Origin of the sequence: Pseudomonas sp. ABC1 (assembly GCF_013395055.1) — a bacterium.
GTDB lineage: Bacteria > Pseudomonadota > Gammaproteobacteria > Pseudomonadales > Pseudomonadaceae > Stutzerimonas.
Genome location: NZ_CP058349.1, coordinates 3,139,705 through 3,165,854 on the forward strand (window position 1 = coordinate 3,139,705; position 26,150 = coordinate 3,165,854).

At 60.1% G+C, this 26,150-nt stretch carries 19 protein-coding genes, 1 tRNA gene, 3 pseudogenes and 1 riboswitch; of the genes and pseudogenes, 12 read left to right on the forward strand and 11 right to left on the reverse strand.

The features are described 5' to 3' along the window. Positions 1-103 precede the first annotated feature (103 nt). Together HW090_RS13740 and HW090_RS13745 are read left to right on the forward strand one after the other, a co-directional pair. Positions 104-1,663: a PAS domain-containing methyl-accepting chemotaxis protein gene (locus HW090_RS13740; RefSeq protein ID WP_179114045.1), complete on the forward strand. Its 1,560-nt coding sequence runs from the start codon at positions 104-106 to the stop codon at positions 1,661-1,663. Between the two features lie 19 nt (positions 1,664-1,682). Further along, positions 1,683-3,380 carry a bifunctional diguanylate cyclase/phosphodiesterase gene (locus HW090_RS13745; RefSeq protein ID WP_179114046.1) on the forward strand — a complete coding sequence of 566 codons (1,698 nt, stop codon included), beginning with the start codon at positions 1,683-1,685 and terminating at the stop codon, positions 3,378-3,380. 30 nt (positions 3,381-3,410) lie between these two features. On the opposite strand, the gene HW090_RS13750 is transcribed toward HW090_RS13745, so the two are convergent. Then, complete coding sequence (locus HW090_RS13750; protein ID WP_179114047.1) at positions 3,411-4,688, reverse strand: bifunctional O-acetylhomoserine aminocarboxypropyltransferase/cysteine synthase; 1,278 nt, start codon at positions 4,686-4,688, stop codon at positions 3,411-3,413. A gap of 421 nt (positions 4,689-5,109) precedes the next feature. Between HW090_RS13750 and HW090_RS17945 the strand changes: the two are divergent. Together HW090_RS17945 and HW090_RS13760 are read left to right on the forward strand one after the other, a co-directional pair. Next, positions 5,110-5,466 (forward strand): annotated as a pseudogene (locus tag HW090_RS17945) (MFS transporter); the annotation flags it as partial. A 502-nt stretch (positions 5,467-5,968) separates the two neighbouring features. After that, a pseudogene (locus HW090_RS13760) lies at positions 5,969-7,213 on the forward strand (MFS transporter); the annotation flags it as partial. A gap of 65 nt (positions 7,214-7,278) precedes the next feature. On the opposite strand, the gene HW090_RS13765 reads toward HW090_RS13760, so the two are convergent. After that, positions 7,279-7,836 carry an HAD family hydrolase gene (locus HW090_RS13765; protein ID WP_179114048.1) on the reverse strand — a complete coding sequence of 186 codons (558 nt, stop codon included), beginning with the start codon at positions 7,834-7,836 and terminating at the stop codon, positions 7,279-7,281. Between the two features lie 272 nt (positions 7,837-8,108). Here HW090_RS13765 and HW090_RS13770 point away from each other — a divergent pair, with 272 nt between their 5' ends. After that, positions 8,109-9,437, forward strand: a complete 1,329-nt coding sequence (locus HW090_RS13770) for an MFS transporter (protein ID WP_179114049.1) — start codon at positions 8,109-8,111, stop codon at positions 9,435-9,437. 50 nt (positions 9,438-9,487) lie between these two features. On the opposite strand, the gene HW090_RS13775 is transcribed toward HW090_RS13770, so the two are convergent. Next, positions 9,488-11,290, reverse strand: coding sequence for an SLC13 family permease (locus HW090_RS13775; RefSeq protein ID WP_179114050.1), 1,803 nt, complete (start codon positions 11,288-11,290; stop codon positions 9,488-9,490). A 211-nt stretch (positions 11,291-11,501) separates the two neighbouring features. Continuing rightward, positions 11,502-11,705, forward strand: a riboswitch (cobalamin riboswitch). A gap of 54 nt (positions 11,706-11,759) precedes the next feature. Between HW090_RS13775 and HW090_RS13780 the strand changes: the two genes are divergently transcribed. From HW090_RS13780 to HW090_RS13795, 4 genes are all read left to right on the forward strand, one after another. Further along, the gene (locus HW090_RS13780; RefSeq protein ID WP_179114051.1) at positions 11,760-12,440 is read left to right on the forward strand and encodes an energy-coupling factor ABC transporter permease; all 681 of its coding nucleotides are present in this window, start codon (positions 11,760-11,762) and stop codon (positions 12,438-12,440) included. Positions 12,441-12,779: 339 nt separating this feature from the next. Further along, complete coding sequence (locus HW090_RS13785) at positions 12,780-13,676, forward strand: sce7726 family protein (protein ID WP_179114052.1); 897 nt, start codon at positions 12,780-12,782, stop codon at positions 13,674-13,676. 7 nt (positions 13,677-13,683) lie between these two features. Continuing rightward, a complete protein-coding gene (locus tag HW090_RS13790) occupies positions 13,684-14,619 on the forward strand; it encodes a sce7725 family protein (protein WP_179114053.1) in 936 nt (311 codons plus the stop codon). Positions 14,620-14,670: 51 nt separating this feature from the next. Then, positions 14,671-15,645 (forward strand): RES family NAD+ phosphorylase, encoded by a 975-nt coding sequence (locus tag HW090_RS13795; RefSeq protein WP_218673540.1) that lies wholly within the window; start codon positions 14,671-14,673, stop codon positions 15,643-15,645. A 42-nt stretch (positions 15,646-15,687) separates the two neighbouring features. Here HW090_RS13795 and HW090_RS13800 read toward each other — a convergent pair whose 3' ends face one another. Continuing rightward, on the reverse strand, positions 15,688-15,888 hold the full coding sequence (locus HW090_RS13800) for a hypothetical protein (protein WP_179114055.1): 201 nt from the start codon (positions 15,886-15,888) through the stop codon (positions 15,688-15,690). Positions 15,889-16,050: 162 nt separating this feature from the next. Beyond that, positions 16,051-17,031 carry an IS5 family transposase gene (locus HW090_RS13805; protein ID WP_179114056.1) on the reverse strand — a complete coding sequence of 327 codons (981 nt, stop codon included), beginning with the start codon at positions 17,029-17,031 and terminating at the stop codon, positions 16,051-16,053. A 407-nt stretch (positions 17,032-17,438) separates the two neighbouring features. Between HW090_RS13805 and HW090_RS18185 the strand changes: the two genes are divergently transcribed. Both HW090_RS18185 and HW090_RS13810 read left to right on the forward strand, forming a co-directional pair. Next, positions 17,439-17,966, forward strand: a complete 528-nt coding sequence (locus HW090_RS18185) for a hypothetical protein (protein WP_373416349.1) — start codon at positions 17,439-17,441, stop codon at positions 17,964-17,966. Between the two features lie 79 nt (positions 17,967-18,045). Further along, positions 18,046-18,990: pseudogene (locus HW090_RS13810) on the forward strand (IS3 family transposase). A 233-nt stretch (positions 18,991-19,223) separates the two neighbouring features. Here the strand turns inward: HW090_RS13810 and HW090_RS13815 are convergent. The 5 genes from HW090_RS13815 to rpsU all read right to left on the reverse strand — a co-directional run bounded on the left by HW090_RS13815 (position 19,224) and on the right by rpsU (position 24,249). Next, a tRNA-Ile gene (locus HW090_RS13815) sits at positions 19,224-19,300 on the reverse strand. 58 nt (positions 19,301-19,358) lie between these two features. Next, positions 19,359-19,859, reverse strand: coding sequence for a DUF1543 domain-containing protein (locus tag HW090_RS13820; protein ID WP_179114057.1), 501 nt, complete (start codon positions 19,857-19,859; stop codon positions 19,359-19,361). Between the two features lie 58 nt (positions 19,860-19,917). Next, a complete protein-coding gene (rpoD, locus tag HW090_RS13825) occupies positions 19,918-21,768 on the reverse strand; it encodes an RNA polymerase sigma factor RpoD (protein WP_179114058.1) in 1,851 nt (616 codons plus the stop codon). Positions 21,769-21,987: 219 nt separating this feature from the next. Next, on the reverse strand, positions 21,988-23,898 hold the full coding sequence (dnaG, locus tag HW090_RS13830; protein WP_179114059.1) for a DNA primase: 1,911 nt from the start codon (positions 23,896-23,898) through the stop codon (positions 21,988-21,990). A 135-nt stretch (positions 23,899-24,033) separates the two neighbouring features. Then, complete coding sequence (gene rpsU / locus HW090_RS13835) at positions 24,034-24,249, reverse strand: 30S ribosomal protein S21 (RefSeq protein ID WP_003283508.1); 216 nt, start codon at positions 24,247-24,249, stop codon at positions 24,034-24,036. Between the two features lie 197 nt (positions 24,250-24,446). On the opposite strand from rpsU, the gene tsaD reads away from it, so the two are divergent. Continuing rightward, positions 24,447-25,484 carry a tRNA (adenosine(37)-N6)-threonylcarbamoyltransferase complex transferase subunit TsaD gene (gene tsaD, locus HW090_RS13840; protein ID WP_179114060.1) on the forward strand — a complete coding sequence of 346 codons (1,038 nt, stop codon included), beginning with the start codon at positions 24,447-24,449 and terminating at the stop codon, positions 25,482-25,484. Positions 25,485-25,517: 33 nt separating this feature from the next. Here tsaD and plsY read toward each other — a convergent pair whose 3' ends face one another. Then, on the reverse strand, positions 25,518-26,087 hold the full coding sequence (gene plsY / locus HW090_RS13845; protein ID WP_179114061.1) for a glycerol-3-phosphate 1-O-acyltransferase PlsY: 570 nt from the start codon (positions 26,085-26,087) through the stop codon (positions 25,518-25,520). Positions 26,088-26,150 lie beyond the last annotated feature (63 nt).

Below are 26,150 nucleotides of genomic sequence, written 5' to 3' on the forward strand. Positions count from 1 at the left end.
ACATTTGTTAAGCGAATTTGTTGACTGTCTGTTAAGCTTTCTGGCCATTGTTCAATGAACATTTCAGGAGCCACGGGCGCGGGATGCGCACGTGGAATACAGGATGAAAGTCAATCTGCCCGTAAGCCGGCAGGAGTGTGCTGTTCCGGCTGACACGCATCTGATCACCACCACTGATCTGCATGGCAACATCACCTACTGCAACGAAGCATTCGTCGAGATCAGCGGCTTTGCGCGGCAGGAACTGATCGGGAGCGCGCACAACCTGGTGCGCCATCCGGACATGCCTCCGGTGGTTTTCCAGCAGATGTGGGAGACCCTGAAAGCCGGGCGAAGCTGGATGGGGATCGTCAAGAATCGCTGCAAGAGCGGCGACTTCTATTGGGTCAATGCCTACGTAACACCGGTTACGGAAAATGGCCGCATCATCGGTTACGAATCCGTGAGAACCCGCACCGATAGCGAGCAGGTCCGGCGTGCGGAGCGCGTCTATGCCAGGCTCACTGCCGGGCAGGCGCCCGAGCCGTTGCTGGAGCGTGCATCCGCGTTCGCCCCGTGGTTGTTTCTGAGCCTGCCGCTCTGCCTGTTGGTGTGGCTGGCGCAGGCTTATGTATCCCCGGACTTTGGCCTGTCGCTGGCACTGCTCGCCTTGCTGCTGGTGCCGCTGTTGTCCGCCTGGATGCAGCGCCGCGCGCTGCTGGCGGTGCGCGGTGACGAGGTGCCGGCCAGTGCCGTGGCGGTGCGCACCTATACGGGCCTGAGGGGGTTGCCGGCCCAGTTGCGGATGCTGCTGATCCTCGAGCGGGCGAAGACCCGCACAGCGCTCAGCCGCCTGGGCGACTATGCGCGGCAGACGACGCAACTGGCCGGGCACAGCGACCAGCTTGGGCGCGAGTCGGAGGCTTCGCAGCAGGCACTGCGGATCGAAGCAGACATGGTCGCCACGGCCATGCAGCAGATGACGGTTTCGGTCAACGAAGTGGCCAGCCACGTCCAGCGCACGGCGGAGCAGGCGCGGCAAGTCACGCAACTGTCCAGCGACGGCAGCGAGGATGCGGTGAAGACGCGGGCCGTGATCGAGCGCCTGAAGACGCGCGTGCTGGAAATCAGCACCAGCGTCGAAGCGCTGGCCGAGGAAACCGAGTCGATCCAGCAGGCTGCCAACATGATTCGCGCCGTGGCCGAGCAGACCAACCTGCTGGCGCTCAATGCCGCCATCGAGGCGGCGCGCGCCGGGGAGCAAGGGCGTGGTTTCGCCGTGGTCGCCGACGAGGTGCGGGCGCTGGCGCGCAAGACCCAGGAGTCGACCGGCGCCATCGAGCAGATCATTCACTCGCTGCGAGAGCGGGCCGGACAGGCGGTGCAGGTGGCTCGCTCGGGCAGCGAGGAGTCTGCAGCGGGCCTGGCCCAGGTGATCGCGACGGAGCGGTCGCTGGCCGGGATCGACGAGGCGGTCGAGCATATCCATGGCATGACCCGGCAGATGGCGGCGGCGGCCGACCAGCAGGCCTCGGTCTGTGAGGAAATCGCCCGGCAGATCACGCGTATTGCCGGTGCCTGCGAGCAGAACACCGTCATTTCCGAGCGGTCGTCGAAGATCGGGGGCGAGCTGTCATCGACGGCTTGTTCCCTGCATGCACTGGTGGAGCGCTTCAATGGGTGACAAGGAATAGGTCGGTCGCATGGACAGTCAACGTGACGAACTGGGGTTGGGCGCCCTGAGTTCGGCCATCTTCGAGGCCTCCGTCGACAGCATGGTGGTGATCGACGAGATGGGCGTCATCCAGGCCCTGAACAAGGCCGCGCTGGATACGTTCGGCTATGCCGCCGGCGAACTGCTGGGCTGCAACGTGTCACTGCTGATGCCGGCCGGCGAGGCGCGGGCCCACGATGGCTACCTGCAGAACTATCGCCAGAGTGGCCAGCGCAAGATCATCGGCATCGGGCGGGAGGTGACGGGCCGGCGCAAGGATGCTTCCGAGTTCCCCTTGCACTTGAGCATCGCCGAGTTGCAGCACGGCGGACGGCGGCTGTTCGTCGGCATTTGCCACGACATCAGCGAACGTCGGCGGATGATCGACGACATCAGCCATCTGGCCACCCATGACAGCCTGACCGGCTGCCTCAACCGGCATCAGTTGCTGGTGAGCTTGCAGCGGATGCTCGCCGAGCCCGTCAGCCATGGGTGGCGTGCGGTGATCTTCATCGATCTGGACGGCTTCAAGCAGGTCAATGACCGCCAGGGGCACCGGGTCGGCGATCGGCTGCTCGGGCTGGTGGCCGAGCGTCTGCAACGGCAGTTGCGTCCTGGCGATTTGCTGGCGCGGGTCGGAGGCGACGAGTTCGTGGCACTGATCGGCCTGCCGCCGGACAACGCCGAGCATGTGGCGCACAGTGTCTGCAAACGCCTGCTGGAGAGCCTGTGCCAGGCCTTCCGCGTCGAAGGACTGTCGCTCTATGTGAATGCGAGCATCGGTGTCAGTTTCTGCACGGGGCAGGGGTGTGTGGCCGATCAACTCATTCACGATGCCGATCTGGCGATGTACCAGGCCAAGGGCGAAGGAGGCGGTTGCATACGTTTCTTCCAGCCGGAGATGCGCTGGCGCACCGAGCGTCGGGTGCTGATGCTCGAACGCCTGCGCGACGCCCTGGCCCAGGGCCGCTTCGAGCTGCACTACCAGTTGCAGCTTGCCCTGGATGACCTGCGCATCACCGGGCTGGAAGCGTTGCTGCGCTGGACGGACGCGGAACTTGGCCAGTTGTCGCCGGATGATTTCATTCCCGTTGCCATCGAGTACGGACTGATGCCGGCCATCGACCTGTGGGTGCTGCGGCGGGCCTGCATGGATAACCGTTTGCTGATCGACAGTGAATGCCTGGATGTACCGGTGGCGGTCAATATCGGCAGCCAGTTGTTCCAGCAGCGGGATTTCGCCGAGCGGGTCCAGGACATTCTGTCCGAGGTCGGGTTGCCTGGGCGACGGCTGGAACTGGAGGTGACCGAGACGGGCGCGATGGATGATGCGCAGGTGGTCACCGAGAACATCCAGGTTCTGAAGCGGCTGGGCGTGACCATTGCCATGGACGATTTCGGCACAGGTTTCTCGTCGTTGCTGCGCCTGCGGCGGCTGGCCTTCGACCGCCTGAAAATCGACCGCTCGTTCGTCCGTTCGCTGCCCGCCGCCAGCGACCAGGCGATCGTCCAGGCCGCGCTGGCGATCGCGGCCAGCCTGGAGCTGGAGGTGGTCGCCGAGGGCGTGGAAACCGCCGAGCAACTGGAGTACCTGCGCCGTTGCGGCTGCACCTACGGCCAGGGCTTCTGGTTCGCCCGCCCGATGCCGCTGCAGGCATTGCGCCGACACCTCGCACTGCCCGCATGAATGACCCAGTGCCGTGGCACTGGGTTGGCTTCAGCCTTTGGATGCTTCCAGCGCCTGGGCGATGTCTTCGAGGATATCGTCGATGTGCTCGATACCGATCGACAGACGCACCATGTCGCGCGGTACGCCGGCCTTCTCCAGTTCCGCGTCGTCGAGTTGGCGGTGGGTGGTGGTGGCCGGGTGGCAGGCCAGTGACTTGGCGTCGCCGATGTTCACCAGCCGGGTGATCAGTTGCAGGGCGTCGATAAAGCGCGCCCCGGCGTCCTGCCCGCCCTGGATACCGAAGGACAGGATGCTCGCCGGCTTGCCGCCGGTATAGCGCCGCGCCAGTTGATGCTCGGGATGATCGGGCAGGCCGGCGTACTTCACCCAGCTCACTTGCGGATGATCGCGCAGGTATTCGGCGACCTTCAGTGCGTTCTCGGTATGGCGCTCCATGCGCAGCGCCAGGGTCTCCAGGCCTTGCAGGATGAGAAAGGCATTGAACGGCGACAGCGCCGCACCGGTATTGCGCAACGGCACCACGCGGCAGCGCCCGATGAAGGCAGCCGGGCCGAAGGCTTCGGTGTAGACCACGCCATGGTAGGACGGGTCCGGGCTGTTGAGCAGCGGGAAGCGTGTCTTGTGCTCGGCCCAGGGAAATTTGCCGGAGTCGACGACGATGCCGCCGATGCTGTTGCCGTGTCCGCCGATGTACTTGGTCAGCGAATGCACGACGATGTCCGCGCCGTAGTCGAAGGGGCGGGTGAGGATCGGCGTGGCCACGGTATTGTCGACGATCAGCGGCACGCCATGGCGGTGCGCGGCTTCGGCCAGCGCCTGCAGGTCGACGATATTGCCGGCCGGGTTGCCGATGGACTCGCAGAAGACCGCTTTGGTCTTGTCGTCGATCAGCGCTTCCAGGGCGGCGATGTCATCGTGCGCGGCGAAGCGCACCTCGATGCCGAAGCGCGGCAGGGTGTGGGCGAACAGGTTGTAGGTGCCGCCATAGAGCTTGGCCACCGAGACGATGTTGTCGCCCACTTCTGCCAGGGTCTGCACCGCGTAGGTGATCGCCGCTGCGCCGGAGGCCACGGCCAACGCACCTACGCCACCCTCCAGCGCCGCCAGGCGCTGTTCCAGCACATCGTTGGTCGGGTTCATGATGCGCGTGTAGATATTGCCCGGCACCTTCAGGTCGAACAGGTCGGCGCCATGCTGGGTGCTGTCGAAGGCGTAGGAACTGGTCTGGTAGATCGGCACGGCGACCGCGCGGGTAGTCGGGTCGGGGCTGTAGCCGGCGTGGATGGCGAGGGTTTCCGGTTTCATTGTTGTTGTTCCTGAGAGCGGTTGGAAAGCATGCAGGATGGAAAAGCCCGGGCAATGGGTCAATGACTCAGAGCAATAACGGTGCAGCGCCATTAGATTGAAGTGTTCTTTGGATATGCCTCGGCAGGTGCCGGATATGGGGTGGTCCGCGGGTTTTCGTGCCGTTCCGGGCGGGCCGGATGAACCTTGACGAAGCCCCCTGTACCGGGCGTTTGCGGCTTGCGCCCCGTTGAAGTTTGGTCGTCGCGCAAATACTAGACCAATGTCTAGTGATGACTTTCATTGGCCCGTCTAGCCTTCGCTCAGAACAAGTACAAGAAGACGTCCGGGTACAGGGCGATTTCGCTCGTGCCGACAGGGTGTCGTGGAGGCAGCCATGAGCGTAGCAATGACCGATGGTGGACATGAACCGGCCAGGCCAATGACAGGGGAGGAGCGTAAAGTCATTTTCGCCTCTTCCCTGGGCACGGTGTTCGAGTGGTACGACTTCTATCTGTATGGATCGCTTTCGGCGATCATCGCGGCGCAGTTCTTTTCGGGGGTCAACCCCACGGCTGCCTTCATCTTCGCCCTGATGGCCTTCGCCGCCGGCTTCGCGGTGCGACCGTTCGGGGCGATCGTCTTCGGTCGACTGGGCGACCTGGTGGGGCGCAAGTACACCTTCCTCATCACCATCCTGATCATGGGCCTGTCCACGTTCATCGTCGGTATCCTGCCGTCCTACGCGGCCTGGGGCATGGCGGCGCCGATCATCCTGGTGGTCCTGCGGCTGTTCCAGGGGCTGGCGCTTGGCGGTGAGTACGGCGGCGCGGCGACCTACGTCGCCGAGCACGCGCCCCATGGCCGACGCGGTTTCTACACGGCGTGGATCCAGACCACCGCGACCCTTGGCCTGTTCCTCTCGCTGCTGGTCATCCTCGGCACCCGCACCTGGCTCGGTGAGGAGGAGTTCGCGGCCTGGGGCTGGCGTATTCCCTTCCTGCTGTCCATCGTGCTGCTGGGTATCTCGGTGTGGATTCGCCTGACGCTGAACGAGAGTCCGGCATTCAAGCGCATGAAGGAAGAAGGCAAGACCTCCAAGGCACCGCTGACCGAGGCCTTCGGTCGCTGGGAGAACGCCAAGGTGGCGCTGGTCGCACTGTTCGGCGGTACGGCGGGGCAGGCGGTGGTCTGGTACACCGGCCAGTTCTACGCGCTGTTCTTCCTGACCCAGACGCTGAAGGTGGACGGCGCCACGGCGAATATCCTGATCGCCCTGTCGCTGCTGATCGGTACGCCGTTCTTCATCCTACGTCGCCGAGCACGCGCCCCATGGCCGACGCGGTTTCTACACGGCGTGGATCCAGACCACCGCGACCCTTGGCCTGTTCCTCTCGCTGCTGGTCATCCTCGGCACCCGCACCTGGCTCGGTGAGGAGGAGTTCGCGGCCTGGGGCTGGCGTATTCCCTTCCTGCTGTCCATCGTGCTGCTGGGTATCTCGGTGTGGATTCGCCTGACGCTGAACGAGAGTCCGGCATTCAAGCGCATGAAGGAAGAAGGCAAGACCTCCAAGGCACCGCTGACCGAGGCCTTCGGTCGCTGGGAGAACGCCAAGGTGGCGCTGGTCGCACTGTTCGGCGGTACGGCGGGGCAGGCGGTGGTCTGGTACACCGGCCAGTTCTACGCGCTGTTCTTCCTGACCCAGACGCTGAAGGTGGACGGCGCCACGGCGAATATCCTGATCGCCCTGTCGCTGCTGATCGGTACGCCGTTCTTCATCGTGTTCGGCTGGCTGTCCGACAAGATCGGGCGCAAGCCGATCATCCTCGGCGGCTGTCTGGTCGCGGCACTGACCTACTTCCCGCTGTTCAGCCTGATCACCCACTACGCCAACCCGGCGCTGGAGCAGGCACAGGCGTCGTCGCCGGTGACCGTGGTCGCGGACCCGGGCGAGTGTTCATTCCAGTTCAATCCGGTAGGCACGGCGAAATTCGTCACGTCCTGCGATATCGCCAAGGGCTTCCTGGCGCGCAATTCGGTGAACTACTCGAACGAAGCGGCGCCGGCCGGCACCGTCGCCAGCGTTCGCATCGGCGAGCGCACCATCGCCTCCTTCGCCGGAGCCGGCTTGCCGGCGGATCAGTTCAAGGCCCAGAGCGATGCCTTCAACACCAGCATGACCGACGCCATCCGTGGCGCTGGCTATCCGGCCAAGGCAGATCCGGATGGGATCAACAAACCGATGCTGGTGCTGCTGCTGACCGTACTGGTGCTGTTCGTGACTATGGTCTATGGCCCCATCGCGGCGCTACTGGTCGAGCTGTTCCCGACACGCATCCGCTACACGGCCATGTCGCTGCCGTATCACATCGGCAACGGCTGGTTCGGTGGTTTCCTGCCGACCACCGCCTTCGCCATGGTGGCGGCCACCGGGGATATCTACTACGGGCTGTGGTACCCAATCATCGTGGCAGTGATGACGTTCTTCATCGGCCTGTTCCTGATGCCGGAGACCAAGGACAGGGACCTGCGCGACTGGCACTGAGGCTTCACCGGGGAGCGGGCTTGCCCGCTCCTGCTGCAAGGCCCCGTCGATACGGGGCCTTCTTTTTATAGGCCCTGTGGCTGGAGCCGGGCCAGGACCCAGGACGAAAAGCTGGGCAAGTCCTGCACTTGAGGCGTGGCGCTGCCTTCGGGCTGCGACCGGTCGAGGGGATTGAACCAGACACTCTGCACGCCGAAACGGCTCGGGCCGAGGGCATCCTGCTCATAGGAGTCGCCCACCATGGCCACACTGTCGAGCGGCACCGCTAATTCGCGCGCCACCACCTGCCAGAAAGCGGCCTGGTCCTTTCGGTGCCCGATTTCCGTGAAGCAGAAGACATGACTGAAATACCGTGCGATGCCCACGCGTGCCAGAGCGGCCTCGACCATCGGGCGTGTCGAGGCCGAGGCATTGGTGGCGATGGCCAGCGGTACCTTGCCCTCCAGCGCGTGCAGGCACTCAAGCGCGCCTTCGATAAGGGCGACCTCTGGCCACTGGGCCATGGGAATGTCTGCGGGGCCGCGTTCCGACATCAGCGTGCCGCCCCAGTCGAAGCAAACGGCACGAACAGGGGCGAGGAGTGGATTCTGGTCGATGGTCATGGGGTTGGCATCCTGATGCATGGCTTCATTCCAGTAGGCGTACAGGAGTGTATGTCAGGGGCCAGGAAGTTTTACCTGGAACATACAGAGGCAGGCGCCGGATCATCCCTGCACCAGTCGTCAGACATGCGCCGTAGAGCCTCCGTGAGCGCTGTCATTCATACAATGGCAGTCGTATCATTGCCGCCCGTCAATCGGGCAGCATTCCTCCATGGAATTGCCAGGCTCCCGATGACGTCGACGCCCACCGTCATGCCGTAATCCATCCATCATTCCTGTCAGGAGAGGCCATCGTGTCTCGGCAGTTGTTCGCGTTAGTGTTGGGGCCTTTGCTGGGACTGTTCATCGTCAGTCTCGGCAATGGGTTCATTTCCTCGTTGACTGCATTGCGCCTCGATGCGTCCGGTGTCTCGGACACCGTCATCGGTGCCGTGTCATCGTCCTATTTCATCGGCCTGGCCCTGGGTTCGATGTTCGGTGATCGGTTGATCAGCCGCATCGGGCATATCCGTGCCTACAGCAGCTTCGCCTCGCTGACCGCAGTGACCTTCCTGCTGCAAGGGTTGTTCTTCGAACCTTGGGCCTGGTTCCTGTTTCGCCTGATCAACGGTTGGGCGATCGTCGGCATCTTCCTCGTGGTCGAGAGCTGGCTGCTGCTGGCTGGCGACCAGAAGATGCGTGGCCGCCTGCTGGCGATCTACATGATCGCGTTGTATGGCTCGGGGATGCTCGGGCAGATGAAGCTGGGGCTGATCGATTCCTGGGGGGCGATGGCGCCCTTCATGGTGGCGGGCATGCTGGGTTCGCTGTCGGTGCTGCCGATGGTGATCCTGCCCCGGGTTTCGCCGGAAGTAGGCCGCATCGAGCCGCTGTCACCCCGGCACCTGCTGCGTATGACGCCTTCAGGGGTGATCGGCTGCTTCGGCTCCGGCATCGCCATCGCGGCGGTTTACACCTTGCTGCCGATCTACCTGCAGCGCGTCGGTATGAGCGTCAGTCAGGTCGGGCAACTGATGGCCAGCGTCATCTTCGGTGCGATGGTGTTGCAGTACCCGGTCGGGCGCTGGTCGGACAAACAGAGCCGGCAAGTGGTGCTGGTGGCGCTGAGTATTTTCTGTGCCGTGCTTTCGCTGTTGATACTGCTGTTGCCGGATAACCAGATCCTGCTGATGGTGCTGCTCTTCCTGCTGGGCGGCGGTATCTTCGCGCTCTATCCGGTGGCGGTCAGCCACTCGGCGGATGGCGCTGCGACGGATGAACTGGTGCGGATGATCCAGGGGTTGCTGCTGATCAACTCCGTCGGTTCGGCCATCAGCCCGCTGATCATTGCGCCGGTGATGAATCACGTCGGCGAAAATGGCCTGTTCTGGTCATTCTTCGTGCTTAACCTGGCCTTGGCAGTCTTCTTCCTCTGGCGTCGCAAGGCGCATCCGGCTCCCATCCCTGTCGCGCCGTTCGAGCCTGCCGCGCAGATGTCACCGGTTGGCGCGGAAATCCGTGTGACCGAGGAACTGGTGCAGGCCACCCAGGAACGCGAGCAGCAGGATGAGCGGGCGGCCATGGCCCAGGATGCGGTTACGGATACAGTGCCTGAACGCCCGGGCAAGTTGTCCGAAGGCTAGGCTTGGCAGGCGTCCAGATCATGGCAGTGGCTTGCCATGATCTGGACCGATCAGGATGCCGCGACGGGAACCAGCGGCCAGGCCAGCGGGATCACGACAATCGCCACCAGCCACATCAGGATATTGAGCGGGATGCCGACGCGCATGAAGTCGCTGAAGCGATAACCACCGGCGTTGTAGACGAAAGTGTTGGTCTGGTAGCCGATGGGCGTGGCGAAGCTGGCACTGGCGGCGAACATCACCGCGGCGACGAAGGCACGAGGGTCTACGCCGAGGTGCGTTGCGACGCCGATTGCGATCGGAGTCATCAAGACGGCGATTGCATTGTTCGACAGGACTTCGGTCGTTATCGACGTGAACAGGTAGAGCGCCGACAGCATGAACAGCGGCCCGGCCCATGGCACCTGGGCCATCAGGTAACTGACGATGAGCGTTACCATGCCGACCTTGTCCATGGCGATGCCTATGGCCAGCATGCCGAAGATCAGGCTGAGGATCTTCCAGTCGATGGCCTTGTAGGCGTCTTCGGTGTCCAGGCAACCCGTGGCGACCACCACGCCGGCGGCGATGATCGCCAGCCCTTCGATGGGCATCACGCCGAAAGCTGCCAGCAACATCACCGAGGCCAGCGCGAGCAGGGCGATCGGCGCCTTCTCACGACGGTAGGCGCGCTCCTGCACGGTGTTGAGGCTGATCAGGTCGCCGTTGTCGGCGAAGCGCTTGATCTGTCCGGGCGTGCCTTCCACCAGCAGCACGTCGCCGAACTGCAACTGGAAGTCGTCCAGGTCGCCCTGCACATTCTCGTCCTGGCGGTGCACGGCCAGCACCACGATGCCGTAGCGCGCCGGCAGGTCGAGGTCACGCATGGGGCGATGGATATAACGCGAATTGCGCCCGACGATGGCCTCCACCAGCAGGGTGTCCTTGTTGCTGATGGTCTCGAAATCCTCGCCCCGGTTGAACGCCAGCTTGCCGCCCGCGCGCAGTTCCACCACGTCCTTGACCTGGCCGTGCAACAGCAGCAGGTCGCCGCCCTGCAAGCAAGTGTCGCGCGAAGGGGAATTGATGCTTTCCTGGTCACGCACCAGCTTCAGCACTTGCAGGCCGCTGTCGCCATTCAGGCGGGCCTCGGCGATGCTCAGGCCGATCATCGGTGAGTCGTGGGGGACCAGCAGTTCGCTCATGAAATTGCGTTCCAGGTTCGGACGCAGCTTCTGCGACAGGCTCTCGCGGTCGGGCAACAGGCGCTGGCCGATGGTCAGCAGGTAGATCACTCCCACGGCGGCGAAGGCCATGCCGGGCAGGGTGATCTCGAACATGCCGAACGGCTCCATACCCGCTTTGCGTGCCACGCCATCGACGAGGATGTTGGTCGAGGTGCCGACCATGGTCATGGTGCCGCCGAGGATGGTGATGTACGAGAGCGGGATCAGCACCTTGGACGAGGCCATGCCGGCACGGCGGGCGAGGGCGATGGCCACCGGGGTGAGGATGATGACCACCGGCGTGTTGTTGAGGAACGGTGAGATCGCCAGCGTGGTTACCGTCAGGCCGATCAGTACGCGGGTCGGGCTGCTACCGACGATCCCGCCGAGCCAGGTGGCCAGTGTGTCGATGCAACCGGTGCGCTCCAGCGCCGCTGACAGCACGAACATGCAGGCGATGGTGGCGGGCGCCGGGTTGGAGAGGACGCTCAGCACCTCATGGGGCGTGAGCAACTGGCTGACCAGCAGGACCGCTACCGCGATCCCTGCGACTAGGTCGGGGCTCCACTTCTCGCGTACGAACGCAAACAGCACCCACCCCATCAGGCAGGCGACAAAAATCAACGGCAGGTCATCGCCGAACGGCATGGGGGCATCCTTAACAGCGCGCGAATCTCGTGTGAGGTATCGGCTTCCGGAACCCGGCTGCCGCGCAAGGCGCGCACGATAATGGCATTAGCCCAGGCACGTCTAAGATCGTTTTATAAGGTGCATATGCTGCATGGTTATTTGCGGCGATGGCGGATAACCGCAAGCCCCTGGGCAGGGCCATTCGCCCCTGTCTTTTCAGAATGTTGCCAAGTAAGGTTATCGCGATGGTCCGGTTTTGCCTGTGGCGAGCCGGTAAAAAGGGAACAGGGTGCGGCGATGAGACGCCAATGCCCTGGCTGCCCCCGCAACTGTAAACGGTAAGCGACGCTCATATGCCACTGGCCTGCCAGCCGGGAAGGGAGCGAAGCGCAGGCCGTGAGCCAGGAGACCTGCCATCCGCTCGAACGGGCATCACGCTCGCTTTCTTCCCCTGACGATCGCGCGGTGGGCGCGGCAAGGACATCACATGCATATCGAACCGGGCGTCGTCGAAGGCGCCAAACTGGGTCTCAGCTACATGACGGCAGTGGGTGGCCTTGGCCTGACTGTCAAACTGGCACGCGATGCTATCCGCGACAATGGCGGCGCTACTGCACTGCTGTTGCGCAGCTTGCTGACCACCGTTCTGGTGTTCTGCTTCTTCGAGGTCTTGCCGCACCACCCTGTCGGTGTCTCGGAAGTGCACCTGATCCTCGGCTCCACGTTGCTACTGCTGTTCGGCGCGGGCGCCGCTGCCATCGGCCTGGCCGCCGGTTTGCTGTTGCAAGGCCTGCTCTTCGCGCCCTTCGACCTGCCCCAGTACGGCATGAACGTCACGACTCTACTGGTGCCCCTGTGGGCCATCAGCCAGTTGGCCAAACGCATCATTCCGGCAGGCACCGCCTACGTCGATACCTCCTACAAACAGGCACTGGCACTCTCCACCGCCTATCAGGGCGGTATCGTCGCCTGGGTAGCGTTCTGGGCGTTCTATGGCCACGGCTTCACCACGGAAAACCTGGCCGCCGTCGGCACCTTCGGCCTCGCCTATATGAGCGTCATCCTGCTCGAACCCCTGGTAGACCTCGGCGTCCTGGCCGCCGCCAAGGCATTGGCGCGCTATAGCAGGGGGAATCTGTTCAATGTGCGGTTGCATCAGGCTGCATAGAATATGCGCCCATGCAGCCGATACGAAAAAGCCGCGCAATGCGCGGCTTTGAAGATGGTGGGCCCACACGGACTCGAACCGTGGACCAAAGGATTATGAGTCGCCTAGCCGGATCGCAAACCAACAGGAGCCTATCGTAAGGTACCGAAGGTGGAGGAAGCTCAAGCTCAAGCTGCAAGCGGGTTTGGCGAAGGTAAGCGAAATTTAGACAAGCTGCCTAGCGTACCGCTATTGTACCGAAGCGAGGTGATGAGGGAAGGGGTATAATGGCATCCTGGCCACACCAGCATAGGGCTTCCTTCCGCTGGTCAGAAAGGAATAATCGAAGAGTTTGATGGGGTGAACAGCGTCATGCAGGCAGAGAGTCACGTTCAGGCGGCAATCGCGAGGATCTTCTCCTCTGCCGTCTTTCGGGAACTCGTAAGAGACGGTCGCTCGTCCCTTTTTGCGCGGCTGGTGCATGAGATCTATCGCGAAGCAAGCACCTGCCCATGGAGTGTCGGAAGATTCTTTGATGAGTGTTTCAATTTTTTGAAACGCTCAGACCTCCGGAACGAATATGCTTATAAATCAGCTATCATTCAGAAAATCTTGCTGGGCTCTCACTCCCTCAATACAGCTTCTATCGTTGATGAATTTAGAGTAGGTGGGAATAAGGCTGATCTCGTGATGCTTAATGGAACCTCAAATGCGTTTGAGATTAAGTCTGAGAGAGATCGTCTTGATAGATTGTGTGCACAAGTCTCATCGTACAGTGAAGTGTTTGCAGAAGTCACGGTGCTTTGTGCTGAAAAGCACTTGAGGGCAGTCCAAGATACTGTGCCAGACTTTGTCGGGGTGTCGGTCCTCACTGAGCGTTTTCAAATCTCAAAAGTTCGGAAAGGAGTGAACGATCCTGAACGGACTAATTCTGTCTCTATATTCAATAGCATTACAAAAAAAGAGGCGGCTGTGATTCTAAAGCGTTTAGGTGTCGCTGTGCCAGATCTACCTAATACCCTAATGCATCACGCGCTGGAGTTAGAGTTCTCTAGGCTACCTTCGGCACAGGTGCATGATGAAATGGTTAAAGTTCTAAAGATAACTAGAAGCTTGTCTGAGATGTCTGAGTCCTTGCAGGAAGTACCCCGGTCATTGAGTGTTTTTGCACTGACCGTTCCGATGAAAAAACGCGGAAAGGAAAATCTGCTCGGAGCATTGGATACACCTCTAATGGATGCATTGAAATGGGGATGAATGGAGCATGTACTACCCTTATTTTCGTGGTAAGCAGTATGATCTAATTGCAATTCGTGAGTGTGCAGATATTATGGCCGGGCGTGGGTTTGTCCCAATCCTCGAGCCAGTTAAAGAGTCGCTGAGTGGTGTTGTTCGTACTGTTGATGCAGTAATTGATGCTGGTGGTTGCATTGTATTGGTCGTTAATCCTCAGTACGGTGAGCTTTCAAGGGATTCTTCTTCTATCCTCGAGTTATTAGAAGACTCGTATGAGCAGAGCAGTGCTGTGTTTGCTGGTATATTGCTCAGCGAAAGCACGGATTTGGAAGAGATTAGAGAGCTCTTGGAAACCCTCGATGGGCGGAGGGTTCTTTTTATCCATGCTGGATTCCGTGATGGTGCAGACCTCCTAAATCTGATTTCCACTGATGACGATGTAGCTCATGTATTTCTTGAAAAAACTAACCGTAGATATCAAAGAAGCTTCAATGAATTTGAGCGGATCATAGTCAAAGATGGGTTCGAGAAACGCGCAAATCGTCTGCATCCAGAAGTAGAGTTTTTTTCTGATCTCCATACAACCTTCATGGAAGATGGCGCAGATGGCTTTGGCGACTTTCTGATGGTTGGTGATGAGTATTCAGAAGGTGGTGGCCCCGCTTACGCTGTCGCAATCCATCTAACCTTTATTGATGATGATCAAGGTGATGATATGTTTATCCATCACTTTAAATCTGATAGATTTGAGACTCCGACAGATCCCGCCGGAAAGTTTGCAGAGGCTGTAAGGAAGCTTGTTGCTGAAGCTACCAGTCCAGATACCAAGATAGATAGAACGAGGGCGGTGCAAGAGTTCATTGACTTGCATAAGCGTGGCCATTTCCCAGGGCTAGGCTACATCAAGAAATTGTCCATGCAGCATCATATAGAAGTAATGGCTAATTATTTTCACGGAAGATAATATATGTACTGCTGCCCGGTCTGTTTTGGTGACTCGCATCTCAGGCGGAACGTGTTCTCAGAAATTTCAAGACGTTCAGGAGACTGCAGCTACTGCCTATCCGTAAATCAGCCGTTGCTTGAGCCTCTGGAGTTAAGAGAACATTTCGAATTACTCAGAGGGGTCTACGTCACCGACCCCGCAGGTTCAGGGTTGGTTGATCTTTTAAAAAATGACTGGGGGCTATTCTCCCATGAACGTATGGATGTCGCACATTCTAAGGAGCTGTTGAGCGATATTTTAGATGATGGAGAGGTAGTCAGGCAAAGATTCAAACCGTCATCTAATCTAGCTGCTGAGAATGCGCTTCAACGCTGGAGTGATCTTCGTCAAGAGTTAATTCATCAGAACAGATATTTTCCAAAAACCGAAATCAATCTGTCGCGTCTCAGTCGCTTATTTAGTTTTTTGATTTTGCCTCAAGATGAGCTTCCGGCTCTTTGGTTCAGGGCTCGGATACAAAGTGGTGCTGACCCATTCCCTGCTAATGAGATGGGGTCTCCCCCCAAGCATTTGGCTTCTCATGGTAGGGCCAACCCTGCCGGTATACCCTACTTGTATCTAGCCTCTACTGAATTAACTGCAATTTCTGAAATAAGGCCCCACACGGGAGAGCTTGCTTGTATCGCAGCATATGAGATTCCAGTTGGGTTGAAACTTATAGATTTGAGGCATCCTCGCCTTAGCGTATCCCCATTTATATTGTCCGACGAAGCAGAGATTTCTATGCTCAGAAGCGACATAGAGTTTCTTGAGAGACTAGGTGATGAGCTAACCAGGCCCGTTCTTCCGCGATCCGCTGCATTTGAATATGTGCCTAGTCAATTTCTATGTGAGTATGTGAAGGTTTGCGGTTTCGATGGGGTTTTATACCGAAGCTCGGTCGGGGATGGCGTTAACTTAGCTCTGTTTGATCCCCAATTGGCAAGAATCGGCCAAATAAATAGCCAGCGCGTAATTAGCGTAAGGGTGAATTTTGGTAAGTAATTTTGTGAGGCTTTTGAATTTTGGAGGGGGAGATTAAATATCTCATTTATCGCGGTCGCGATCATTGGTTTGGTTGCGGCCTTTTGTTGTTCTAATTGCTATAATTTGGCGAATTAGTATTTTCCACTCTTCTAAGCTTGCGCCCTCTTTTATGAAGGCAGTAATCATGGCAGCTAGATCTCCAGGGTTGTTTTTGTAGACTTTTGCCATTGCTATCTCGTGGTCTATATCTTTTTCTGCCATGTTTTCCTCGATCTAGGGAAGGTCTGAAGTAGACCGGTATTTCCAGCCGACTTCCGCCCTTGCCGATTTTAAAAGCGGCGACTTGACCTGAAACGATCAGATCACCTGCTCATTTCGGTGTTTCTGGCCACCGCAAGCACCTCGCTGCGACCATGTCCCACATTACAGGCGCACCTCTCCTGTATTCGCCAGTAAATGTCGGCGTGCCATCCACAGATTCGATAGCGCAAACAGCGTCACCAGTTGTGCGGTGTTCTTCACCAGCCCCCGGAAACGCACCTTGGTGTAGCCGAACTGCCGCTTGATCACGCGAAACGGGTGCTCGACCTTGGCGCGCACTTGGGCTTTGGCCTTCTCGATCTTGCGCTTAGCCTTGTATAGCGCACTGCGCTTATTGAGCTTTTTGTAGGTGCTGCGGCGTGCCGCCACCTGCCAGATAACCTTCCGATCAGCATGCTCCGAAGGTTTCTCAACGCCGGTGTAGCCCGCATCCGCACAAACCACGTTCTCGTCGCCATGCAGCAACTTGTCGACCTGAGTAACGTCCGCAACGTTGGCCGCCGTACCCACTACGCTGTGCACCAGTCCCGATTCGTCATCCACGCCGATATGCGCCTTCATGCCGAAGTAGTATTGGTTACCCTTCTTGGTCTGGTGCATCTCTGGGTCACGCTTGCCGTCCTTGTTCTTGGTCGAACTCGGCGCATGGATCAGCGTGGCATCGACGATGGTGCCCTGGCGCAGCGACAGACCACGGTCACCCAGATAGCCATTGATCACCGCCAGAATCCCAGCCGCCAACTCATGTTTCTCCAGCAGTCGGCGGAAGTTGAGGATGGTGGTTTCGTCCGGAATACGCTCCAGGCTCAACCCTGCGAACTGGCGCAAGATGGTCGTTTCGTACAGCGCTTCCTCCATCGCCGGATCGCTGTAGCCGAACCAGTTCTGCATCAGATGTATGCGCAGCATCGCCATCAGCGGATACGCCGGGCGACCGCCTTCACCCTTGGGGTAGTGGGGCTTGATCAGGGCAACCAAACCCTTCCACGGCACCACCTGATCCATCTCGATCAGGAACAACTCCTTGCGGGTCTTCTTGCGCTTACCGGCGTACTCGGCCTCGGCAAAGGTCATCTGCTTCATCAGGAAACTCGGGCAACGGGATCGACGTATTTCACCAGATTTGGGAAGTCTTCTTCAGGATTTCCCTAGGTTTTTACGAAGAGTATTGCCGCTTCTCGGTTTCGAGAGGTAGCCTTCCTCGCGTAGGGAGGTAGCATACTGATGGCCAAGATAGGAAGACTCAGGTAACCCATGATCCCCGCACTCGACCCCGCACAAATTTTGTTGTTCCAGCATTTGAACAAAACGCCTCCTAGCGCCTGGGTGGGAGCGTCGCCTCACAATTGGGCGGAATCAATACAGCTAGGACTCGGGCGTCATCATGGTTTGTCGAAGACACCGCTTTCTCGGGCGGCCTTAAGAGCACTTTGGGCGAGTCCGTCAGTTTCGGTGGAAAACTGTTTCCTCAGCACCATGGCTTGGGGGGGATGCAACGAGGTAACGGACGGAGGATTTGGGCAGTTCGCGGCGACTGCCTAGCCCTCTGTACCGCTGTACGAGCGGGTCAGCATACCCGGGCGTCAGGATTTGAAGCGTTTCTAGCGCTCAGGGGCAAGAAGCTGCTGCCTGGGGTAGGACCTTCGTATTTTACCAAGATCTTGTTTTTTGCCTCTCCGCTTCAGGATGCATACATCTTGGATCAATGGACAGCTCGTAGTATGCATATCTTGAGTGGTCAAGGTAGGTATCCGGCTGTGCGCAAAGATTACACGTCAGCGTCCAAGGCTCTGCGCCACAACGCTCCCGGTATGCTACGACTGATTGTGGGCGACAAGGTGAGCTCTGCTGATTACTTAGATTACTGCAATCAGGTAGATACCTTGGCGATGAACTTGGGGTGGCACGCTCATCAGACTGAAGAGCGGTTGTTCAGCAGCGGGGGCAGGACGCCGCACCCATGGCGTCACCAGGTTATGACGGCGTGGACAGGGGCAGGATGGAATTTCTATCCTTGAAGGTCAGCCAGCCCTTGTAGTGGTCTACTAATCCCGGACACCTTTTTAGGCGAGAATGATCGCCATACCGAGGTGTTCGATGAACAGACAACGACGTACCTTCACTCCGAATTTCAAGCGTGAGGCTGCCAGCCTGGTGCTCGACCAAGGTTACAGTTGCCCTGAGGCTGCTAAATCCCTCGACGTGGGAGAGAGCGTTTTGCGCCGCTGGGTCGCCCAACTGCAGTCGGAGCGAGGGGGCATTACGCCCAAGGCCAAGGCGCTCACGCCGGAGCAGCAGACGATCCAGGAACTTCAGGCACGCATCCACCGCCTGGAACTTGAGAAGAAAATATTAAAGGAGGCCACTGCGCTCTTGATGGCCGAGGAACACAGGCGCAGACGTTGAAGTCGATTCGGCAGTTGGCAAAGCATTACCCAGTTCACCTGTTGTGCTCAGTGTTCGAAGTCCCCCGATCTTGTTATTACGCTTACCAGGCTCGGCGGCGTCGTATCGGTAATCGCCAGTTTGCCGTGGCAGCGCCGAATACAGCTTGGTGCGGTGACATAACCTACATCTGGGCGCAGGGTGCGATGGCACTACTTGGCCGTGGTGCTGGACTTGTACAGCCGCAGGGTGGTGGGTTGGGCCATGTCTGTCCAGCCCGACGCGGAACTGGTTATCAAGGCGCTCGATAGGGCTTACGAGATGCGTGGCAGACCACTGGGCGTCCTGTTTCACAGCGACCAGGGTAGCCAATACAGCAGCCGTAGCTTCCGTCAACGGCTCTGGCGTTATCGAATGACTCAGAGCATGAGTCGACGAGGAAACTGCCATGATAACTCGCCGATGGAGCGTCTGTTTCGTAGCCTGAAAACAGAGTGGGTGCCGGCGATGGGTTACATGACGGCTGCGTTGGCCGAGCAGGACATCGGTCGCTATCTCATGCACTGGTACAACTGGACAAGACCACATCGGCACAACAGTTTCGTACCACCAGCGGTTGCGGAAGAAAAACTCAATCCTGTGTCCGGGAATTGTTGACCACTACACTCAATGTTAGCTCAGCTCCTAGTCGACCGAATATGCTGGTAAGCCTGGGCGAGTGGGGCGCTGAGCTACGGGCATATGAAGGTCGCGAAATGACCTAGCGGGTCATTATAGCCCCTTTGCTTGAGGGGAGCTGGGCGAAAGAGAAATGGGGACTAAGGCGGGGACTAAAATGGCTAAAATGAAAAAGCCCATCATTTCTGATGGGCTTAAATCGTTGATTTATATGGTGGGCCCACACGGACTCGAACCGTGGACCAAAGGATTATGAGTCCTCTGCTCTAACCAACTGAGCTATAGGCCCTCAGTGGAAGCGCGGATTATAACGGCGAGTTATAGCGAGGCCAAGCCGTTCGGGGTGGTTAATCGAGGAGAATGTAATCATTCTCGAAATGAGGAGGGCGGTGCGGGCCGGGGATCAGGTTGATGTGGCAGCCGTCGACATAATCGAGGGGGAGGCAGTCGTCGATGTCGATGATGGCGTCGGTATGGGGTTTGGCCCATGCGCTGGGGATGCGTTGTTTGCCGAGGCGTTTGGCTTCGGTGGCATCCGCGGCTACGACCAGTTGGTAGCGATGGGACTCGCCGAACGTTTCTGGCAGGTAGCCGCCCAGGTTGATCAGAAACAGCCGAGGTTCGTTCGCCGCAGGCAAACTGTCGTTGAAGTGCAGGCGGTAGCCGTCGATGCCGTCGACCTGCATCCAGGCGTCGATATGCAGGCCCTTCGGGCTGCCGAACCATTGCTGGCGCAGTTGGGCGTGGGTGTCTCCCAGGTGGGTGCCGGTGGCGATGACGATGTCGTGCACTTCGATGCTGGCGCGTGGGTGCTTGCCGCCGAGCAGGACGATAAAGAGTTGTTTCACCGTTTGGTTTTCCTTGCCTCGGATAGCAGAACCCCCGGCGCTGGCCGGGGGTTCGGGGTCACTCGTCGAGGAAGGAGCGCAGGTGCTCGCTTCGTGTCGGGTGGCGCAGTTTGCGCAGGGCCTTGGCTTCGATCTGGCGAATCCGCTCACGGGTGACGTCGAACTGTTTGCCGACTTCCTCCAGGGTGTGATCGGTGTTCATGTCGATGCCGAAGCGCATGCGCAGCACCTTGGCTTCGCGGGCGGTCAGGCCTGAAAGCACTTCGCGAGTGGCTTCCTTGAGGCTTTCCACCGTGGCGACGTCGATCGGCGACTGCATGGCCGAGTCCTCGATGAAATCACCCAAGTGCGAGTCTTCGTCGTCACCGATGGGGGTTTCCATGGAGATCGGTTCCTTGGCGATCTTCAAGACCTTGCGGATCTTGTCCTCGGGCATTTCCATGCGTTCGCCAAGCTCTTCCGGGGTCGGCTCGCGGCCCATTTCCTGCAGCATCTGGCGGGAGATGCGGTTGAGCTTGTTGATTGTCTCGATCATGTGCACCGGGATACGGATGGTGCGCGCCTGGTCGGCGATCGAGCGAGTGATCGCCTGGCGGATCCACCAGGTGGCGTAGGTCGAGAACTTGTAACCGCGACGGTATTCGAACTTGTCCACGGCCTTCATCAGGCCGATGTTGCCTTCCTGGATCAGGTCGAGGAATTGCAGGCCGCGGTTGGTGTACTTCTTGGCGATGGAGATGACCAGGCGCAGGTTGGCCTCGACCATTTCCTTCTTGGCGCGACGGGCCTTGGCCTCGCCGATGGACATGCGGCGGTTGATGTCCTTGATTTCGGCGATGCTGAGTTGGGCCTGTTGCTCCAGGTCGACCAGTCTCTGCTGGCAGGCACGAATGTCGTCCTGACGGTTGCCGATGGCTTCGGCGTACTTGCCTTTGCCGCTGGCCAGGCTGTCGGTCCACTCCAGGTTGGACTCGTTGCCCGGGAACAGGCGCAGGAAGTCTGCACGCGGCATCCGTGCGTCGCGGACGCACAACTGCATGATGGCGCGTTCCTGAGCGCGGACCTGGTTGAGCGATTCACGCACTCTCTCGACCAGGGCGTCGTACTGCTTGGGTATAAGTTTGATCGGCATGAACAGGGTGGCGAGGACTTGCAGCTCCTCGATGGCCTGGGCATGTCCGCGACCGTGCTTCTTCAGCACCTTGAGCACTCTTTCGAGCTGCTCGGCAACCGCGCCGAAGCGTTGGCGTGCGATCTCTGGATCGGGACCGCCGTCGCCTTCTTCCTCTTCGCTGTCGGAGTCCTCTTCCTCTTCGTCTTCCTTCTCGTCGGCTGCCTTGGCGGCCGCAGGGATGATGGGTTCGGCTTCCTGAGGAGCGCCCGCAGCGCCGTCATCGTCAGGGTCGATGTAACCGCTGAGGATGTCGGACAGGCGGCCACCTTCGGTGGTCACGCGCTCATAGTCGGCGAGGATGCTGCTGACCGTGCCGGGGAAGTGGGCGATGGCGCCCATGACTTCGCGGATACCTTCTTCGATACGCTTGGCGATTTCGATTTCGCCTTCGCGGGTCAGCAATTCCACGGTACCCATTTCACGCATGTACATGCGTACCGGGTCGGTGGTGCGGCCGATATCGGTTTCGACAGCGGCCAGTGCGGCGGCTGCTTCTTCGGCGGCGGCTTCATCTGTGTCGGCTTCGGCCAGCAACAGGGCATCTGCATCCGGGGCGACCTCGAATACATTGATCCCCATGTCGTTGATCATGCGAATGATATCTTCCACCTGTTCCGGATCGGAAATATCCTCCGGCAGGTGATCGTTGACCTCCGCGTAAGTCAGGTAACCCTGCTCACGACCGCGTTGGATCAACTCTTTCAGACGAGACTGCTGTTGCGCTTTTCCGGACATATAACCCTATCCACTCATGGTTCTGGCGGGCTGAAAACAAGCCGAGGATTATACCTCAGACAGGCGCTTCTTCGCCAGTTTGGCAGGCTTGTGAATGAGGGCCTGCCCGTGTTGAAAATCGTTCTTAAATGCTCGTTCGTGCGGGATCGGCAGGTTCTTGCGCCGATCCGGTCATGCTGCGCTGGCTATCGCCAGGTTTTCTGTCGGAGTGTTTCCGATTCAGGGGGCGCGACTGAGCAGGTTGCGCAGTTGATCTTTTTCTTCGCCATTAAGTTCACCCTGTCGCGCCTTGCGGAGCAGGTTCTCCAGGCTGCGCTCGCGTTGTCTGGCTGCAAGGCTGGTTATGGTGTCGAAAAACTGTTGTTCAAGGTTCTCGCTGGAAATCAGCCACTCCTTCTCCGCCAGGGCGCGCAATAGCCTGCCCTGTTCCGTTCCGTGCCAGCGTGCGATCAGTTGCAGGCTGCGCAGGCCGGGGGCTTTCTGCAGGGTGCCGAGGAGGGCGACGAGCAGTTGTGCGTAGGTGTCGTCCTCGCCGGCGAAGTGGCTGACTTCTTCCACGCGCTGAGCCAGCTGCGGGTGGTGCAGGAGTGTGCGCAGCGCTGTGAGCGTCGGTGGTTCGACGCTGGTGGGTGTGCGTGGCTGGCGAGGTGGGCGCTCTTCGCGTCGAGTGTTGCGCACGCGTTCGGTTTTCCAGTCTTTGTTCTTGCCTTTGCGTGGCGGCGTGTCGCCCTGCCAGCTGGTGTCCTGGTAGAAATCCGGTGGTGCGTCGGTGGCGGGGTAGGCTGGCTCGTAGTGGTCGTACGGCGGGTGGTCTTCGTGCCCGGGGGCTGTGGCGATGCTGGGCGCGGCTTCGCCTTCCAGGCCGGTGAGTTCCTTGAGGTGCCGGCGCATCAGGGCGCGCAGGTTGCTGCCGGGGACCTTGTCGATCAGGGGGGCGGCGAGGGCGGCCAGGTGTGCCTTGCCCTCCAGGGAGCGCGGATCGGCTTCTTCGGCCAGTTGCTGGAACAGGTAGTCGGCCAGCGGTTGGGCCTGTTGCTGGATGCGGGCGAGGAAGGCTTCGTGGCCTTCGCTGCGCACCAGGCTGTCCGGGTCTTCGCCTTCGGGCAGGAACAGGAAGCGGGCGCGCAGGCCGTCCTGCAGGCTTGAAAGTGTGGCCTCCAGTGCGCGCCAGGCGGCCTTGCGGCCTGCTGCGTCACCGTCGAAACAGAACAGTACGCTGGGTGTCAGGCGGAACAGGCGCTTGAGGTGTTCCTCGCTGGTGGCTGTACCTAAGGTGGCCACGGCGTTGCGCAGGCCTTGCTGGGCGAGGGCGATGACGTCCATGTAGCCTTCCACCACGATGATTTCATCGAGATCGCGGTTGGCCTGGCGCGCTTCGTACAGGCCGTAGAGTTCCTGGCTTTTGTGGAAGACCGGGGTTTCCGGCGAGTTGAGGTACTTGGGCTTGTCATCGCCCAGCACGCGCCCGCCGAAGGCGATCACACGCCCACGGCTGTCGCGGATGGGAAACATGATGCGGTCGCGGAAGCGGTCGTAGCGCTTGCCGCTGTCGGCGTTCTCGATCAGCAGGCCGGCATCGATCATGGCCTTTTGCTGCAGGGCGTCGCCGCCCAGGTGTTTCATCAGGTTGTCCCAGCCGGGCGGGGCGAAGCCAAGGGCAAAGTCGCGGGCGATGACGCCGGACAGGCCACGGCCCTTGAGATAGTCGATGGCGGCCTTGCGCGCAGGGTGCCCCTTGAGGGCCTGGCGATAGAAGTCGGTTGCGGCCGACAGCAGCGGGTAGAGCGGCGAGTCGGTCGGCTGGCGTGGGCGATTGCCGCGACCGCTTTCCTCGCGAGGTACTTCCATTCCGGCGCGACGCGCCAGCTCCTCGACCGCCTCGGGGAATTCGAGGTTGTCGTGGTCCATGACGAAGCCGAGGGCGTTGCCGCCCGCGCCGCAGCCGAAGCAGTAGTAGAACTGTTTGTCCGGGCTGACGCTGAAGGACGGTGTCTTTTCCTTGTGGAAAGGACAGCAGGCCATGTAGTTCTTGCCGGCCTTCTTCAACTGGATGCGTGAGCCGACCACGTCCACGATATCGGAGCGGTTGAGCAGATCATCGATGAAGGATTGGGGGATCAGGCCGGCCATGGGGTGCAGGATACGCTTGCGGTGTTTCGGGCGGAAACGAAAAAGACTCCGGTCATTCGCCTTCGGCGAAGCGGAGTCTTATCGATGCACAAAGCCCGGCAAGGCCGGGCTTCGATTGCAGTCAGTCGCGCTGTATCAGTACAGGCGAACGCTGCGGCGCTGTTCGCGCTGGACTTTCTTGGCGTGACGCTTTACGGCAGCGGCAGCTTTGCGCTTACGCTCGGCGGTCGGCTTCTCGTAGAATTCGCGGCTACGGACTTCGGCCAGAACACCGGCTTTTTCGCAAGAACGCTTGAAACGGCGCAGGGCGACGTCGAAGGGTTCGTTCTCTTTAACTTTTACGTTGGGCATCCAGGACTTACCTTCACTTGATTACCGGTTGCAACGCGCTTCGGCAAATGACTCGTAAGCACGCTGGTTTTCAGGGGTGCGGATGTTACCTTCTCGTCGCCAGGAATGCAAAGCCTGTGAGTGAAAGCGCTGGCCGGCGTGCGGCCCGGGCGATTAATATGCGCGGCTTCATTCGCTTCCCTCGAAGGTTCGGGCCCATGCTGGTGCTGGGGTTGGAAACATCCTGCGACGAGACCGGCGTCGCGCTATACGACAGCGAACAAGGACTGTTGGCCGATGCGCTGTTCAGCCAGATCGACCTGCACCGGGTCTACGGCGGTGTGGTGCCGGAACTGGCCTCGCGTGACCATGTGAAACGCATGCTGCCGCTGATCCGCCAGGTGCTGGACGAAGCCGGACGACTCCCTACGGATATCGACGCGATCGCCTATACGGCGGGTCCGGGTCTGGTCGGTGCATTGCTGGTGGGCGCCTCCTGCGCCCAGGCGATGGCCTTCGCATGGGGCGTGCCGGCGGTCGGCGTGCACCACATGGAAGGGCATCTGCTGGCGCCGATGCTGGAGGAGCAGCCCCCGGCGTTTCCGTTCGTGGCGCTGCTGGTTTCCGGCGGGCATACGCAGTTGGTCCGGGTCGAGGGCATCGGTCACTACGAACTGCTGGGCGAGTCGCTGGACGATGCTGCGGGCGAGGCCTTCGACAAGACCGCCAAACTGATGGGGTTGCGCTATCCGGGCGGCCCCGAGATCGCGGTGCTGGCCGAACAAGGCACGCCGGGACGCTTCACGTTTCCACGGCCGATGACGGACCGTCCGGGCCTGGATTTCAGCTTCAGCGGTCTGAAGACCTTTACCCTGAATACCTGGCAGCAGTGCCGAAATGCCGGCGACGATAGCGAACAGACGCGCAGCGATGTCGCCCTGGCATTCCAGCAGGCAGTGGTCGAGACGCTGGTCATCAAATGCCGCCGTGCGCTCAAGCAGGCTGGGCTGAAAAGTCTGGTGATCGCGGGTGGCGTCAGTGCCAACCAGTCGTTGCGCCTGGCGCTGGAGAGCATGCTGAGCGATCTGGGTGGCAAGGTGTTCTACGCCAGGCCGCGCTTCTGTACGGATAACGGTGCGATGATCGCTTATGCCGGTTGCCAGCGCCTGTTGGCCGGGCAGCATGACGGGCCGGAAATCAGTGTGCAGGCGCGCTGGCCGATGGATGAGTTGCCCGCGTGTTCTGCTCACCCGTAGGGTCTGGACTGGAGTAGCGCACCTTTGGGCGACTCAGAAGTGCCGTTCGCGCCCGGCCAGCAGGTCATGCAGGTTGCTGCGATGCCGCCAGACGACCAGGCAGGCCAGCAGGCTCATGGGCAGCAAGGCTTCGGGTTGCTGCCAGGCCAGCAGTGGCAGGCACACGGGCAGCGCCGTGAGTGCGGCCAGGGAGCTGGTGCGGGTCAGGCGCAAGGTCAGTAGCCAGGCGATGATCGCCAGCAGAGCTGCGGGCGGATAGAGCCCGAGCAAGGCCCCGGCGGAGGTGGCGACGCCTTTGCCGCCGCGAAAGTGGAAGTACAACGGGTAGAGGTGTCCGAATACCGCTGCCAGGCCGATCCAGGCTTGCTGCTGGAGCGAAAAGTCCAGCCTTGCGGCAAGCAGTACGGGCAGCAGACCTTTGAACAGGTCGCCGAGCAGGGTCCAGATGGCCAGGCGCTTGCCGGCCACGCGCAGCATGTTGGTGGCGCCGGGGTTGCCCGAGCCGAGGGCACGCGGGTCGGGCATGCCGGCCTTGCGGCTGAGCAGGATGGCGAATGACAGCGAGCCGAGAAGGTAAGCGAGCAGTGCCAGTAGCCAGAACATTAAGATCTATCCGGGGCGGTGAGCCTCTGAGTCTAGCGGTGTGCCGCGTGCTTGTCGTGCCGC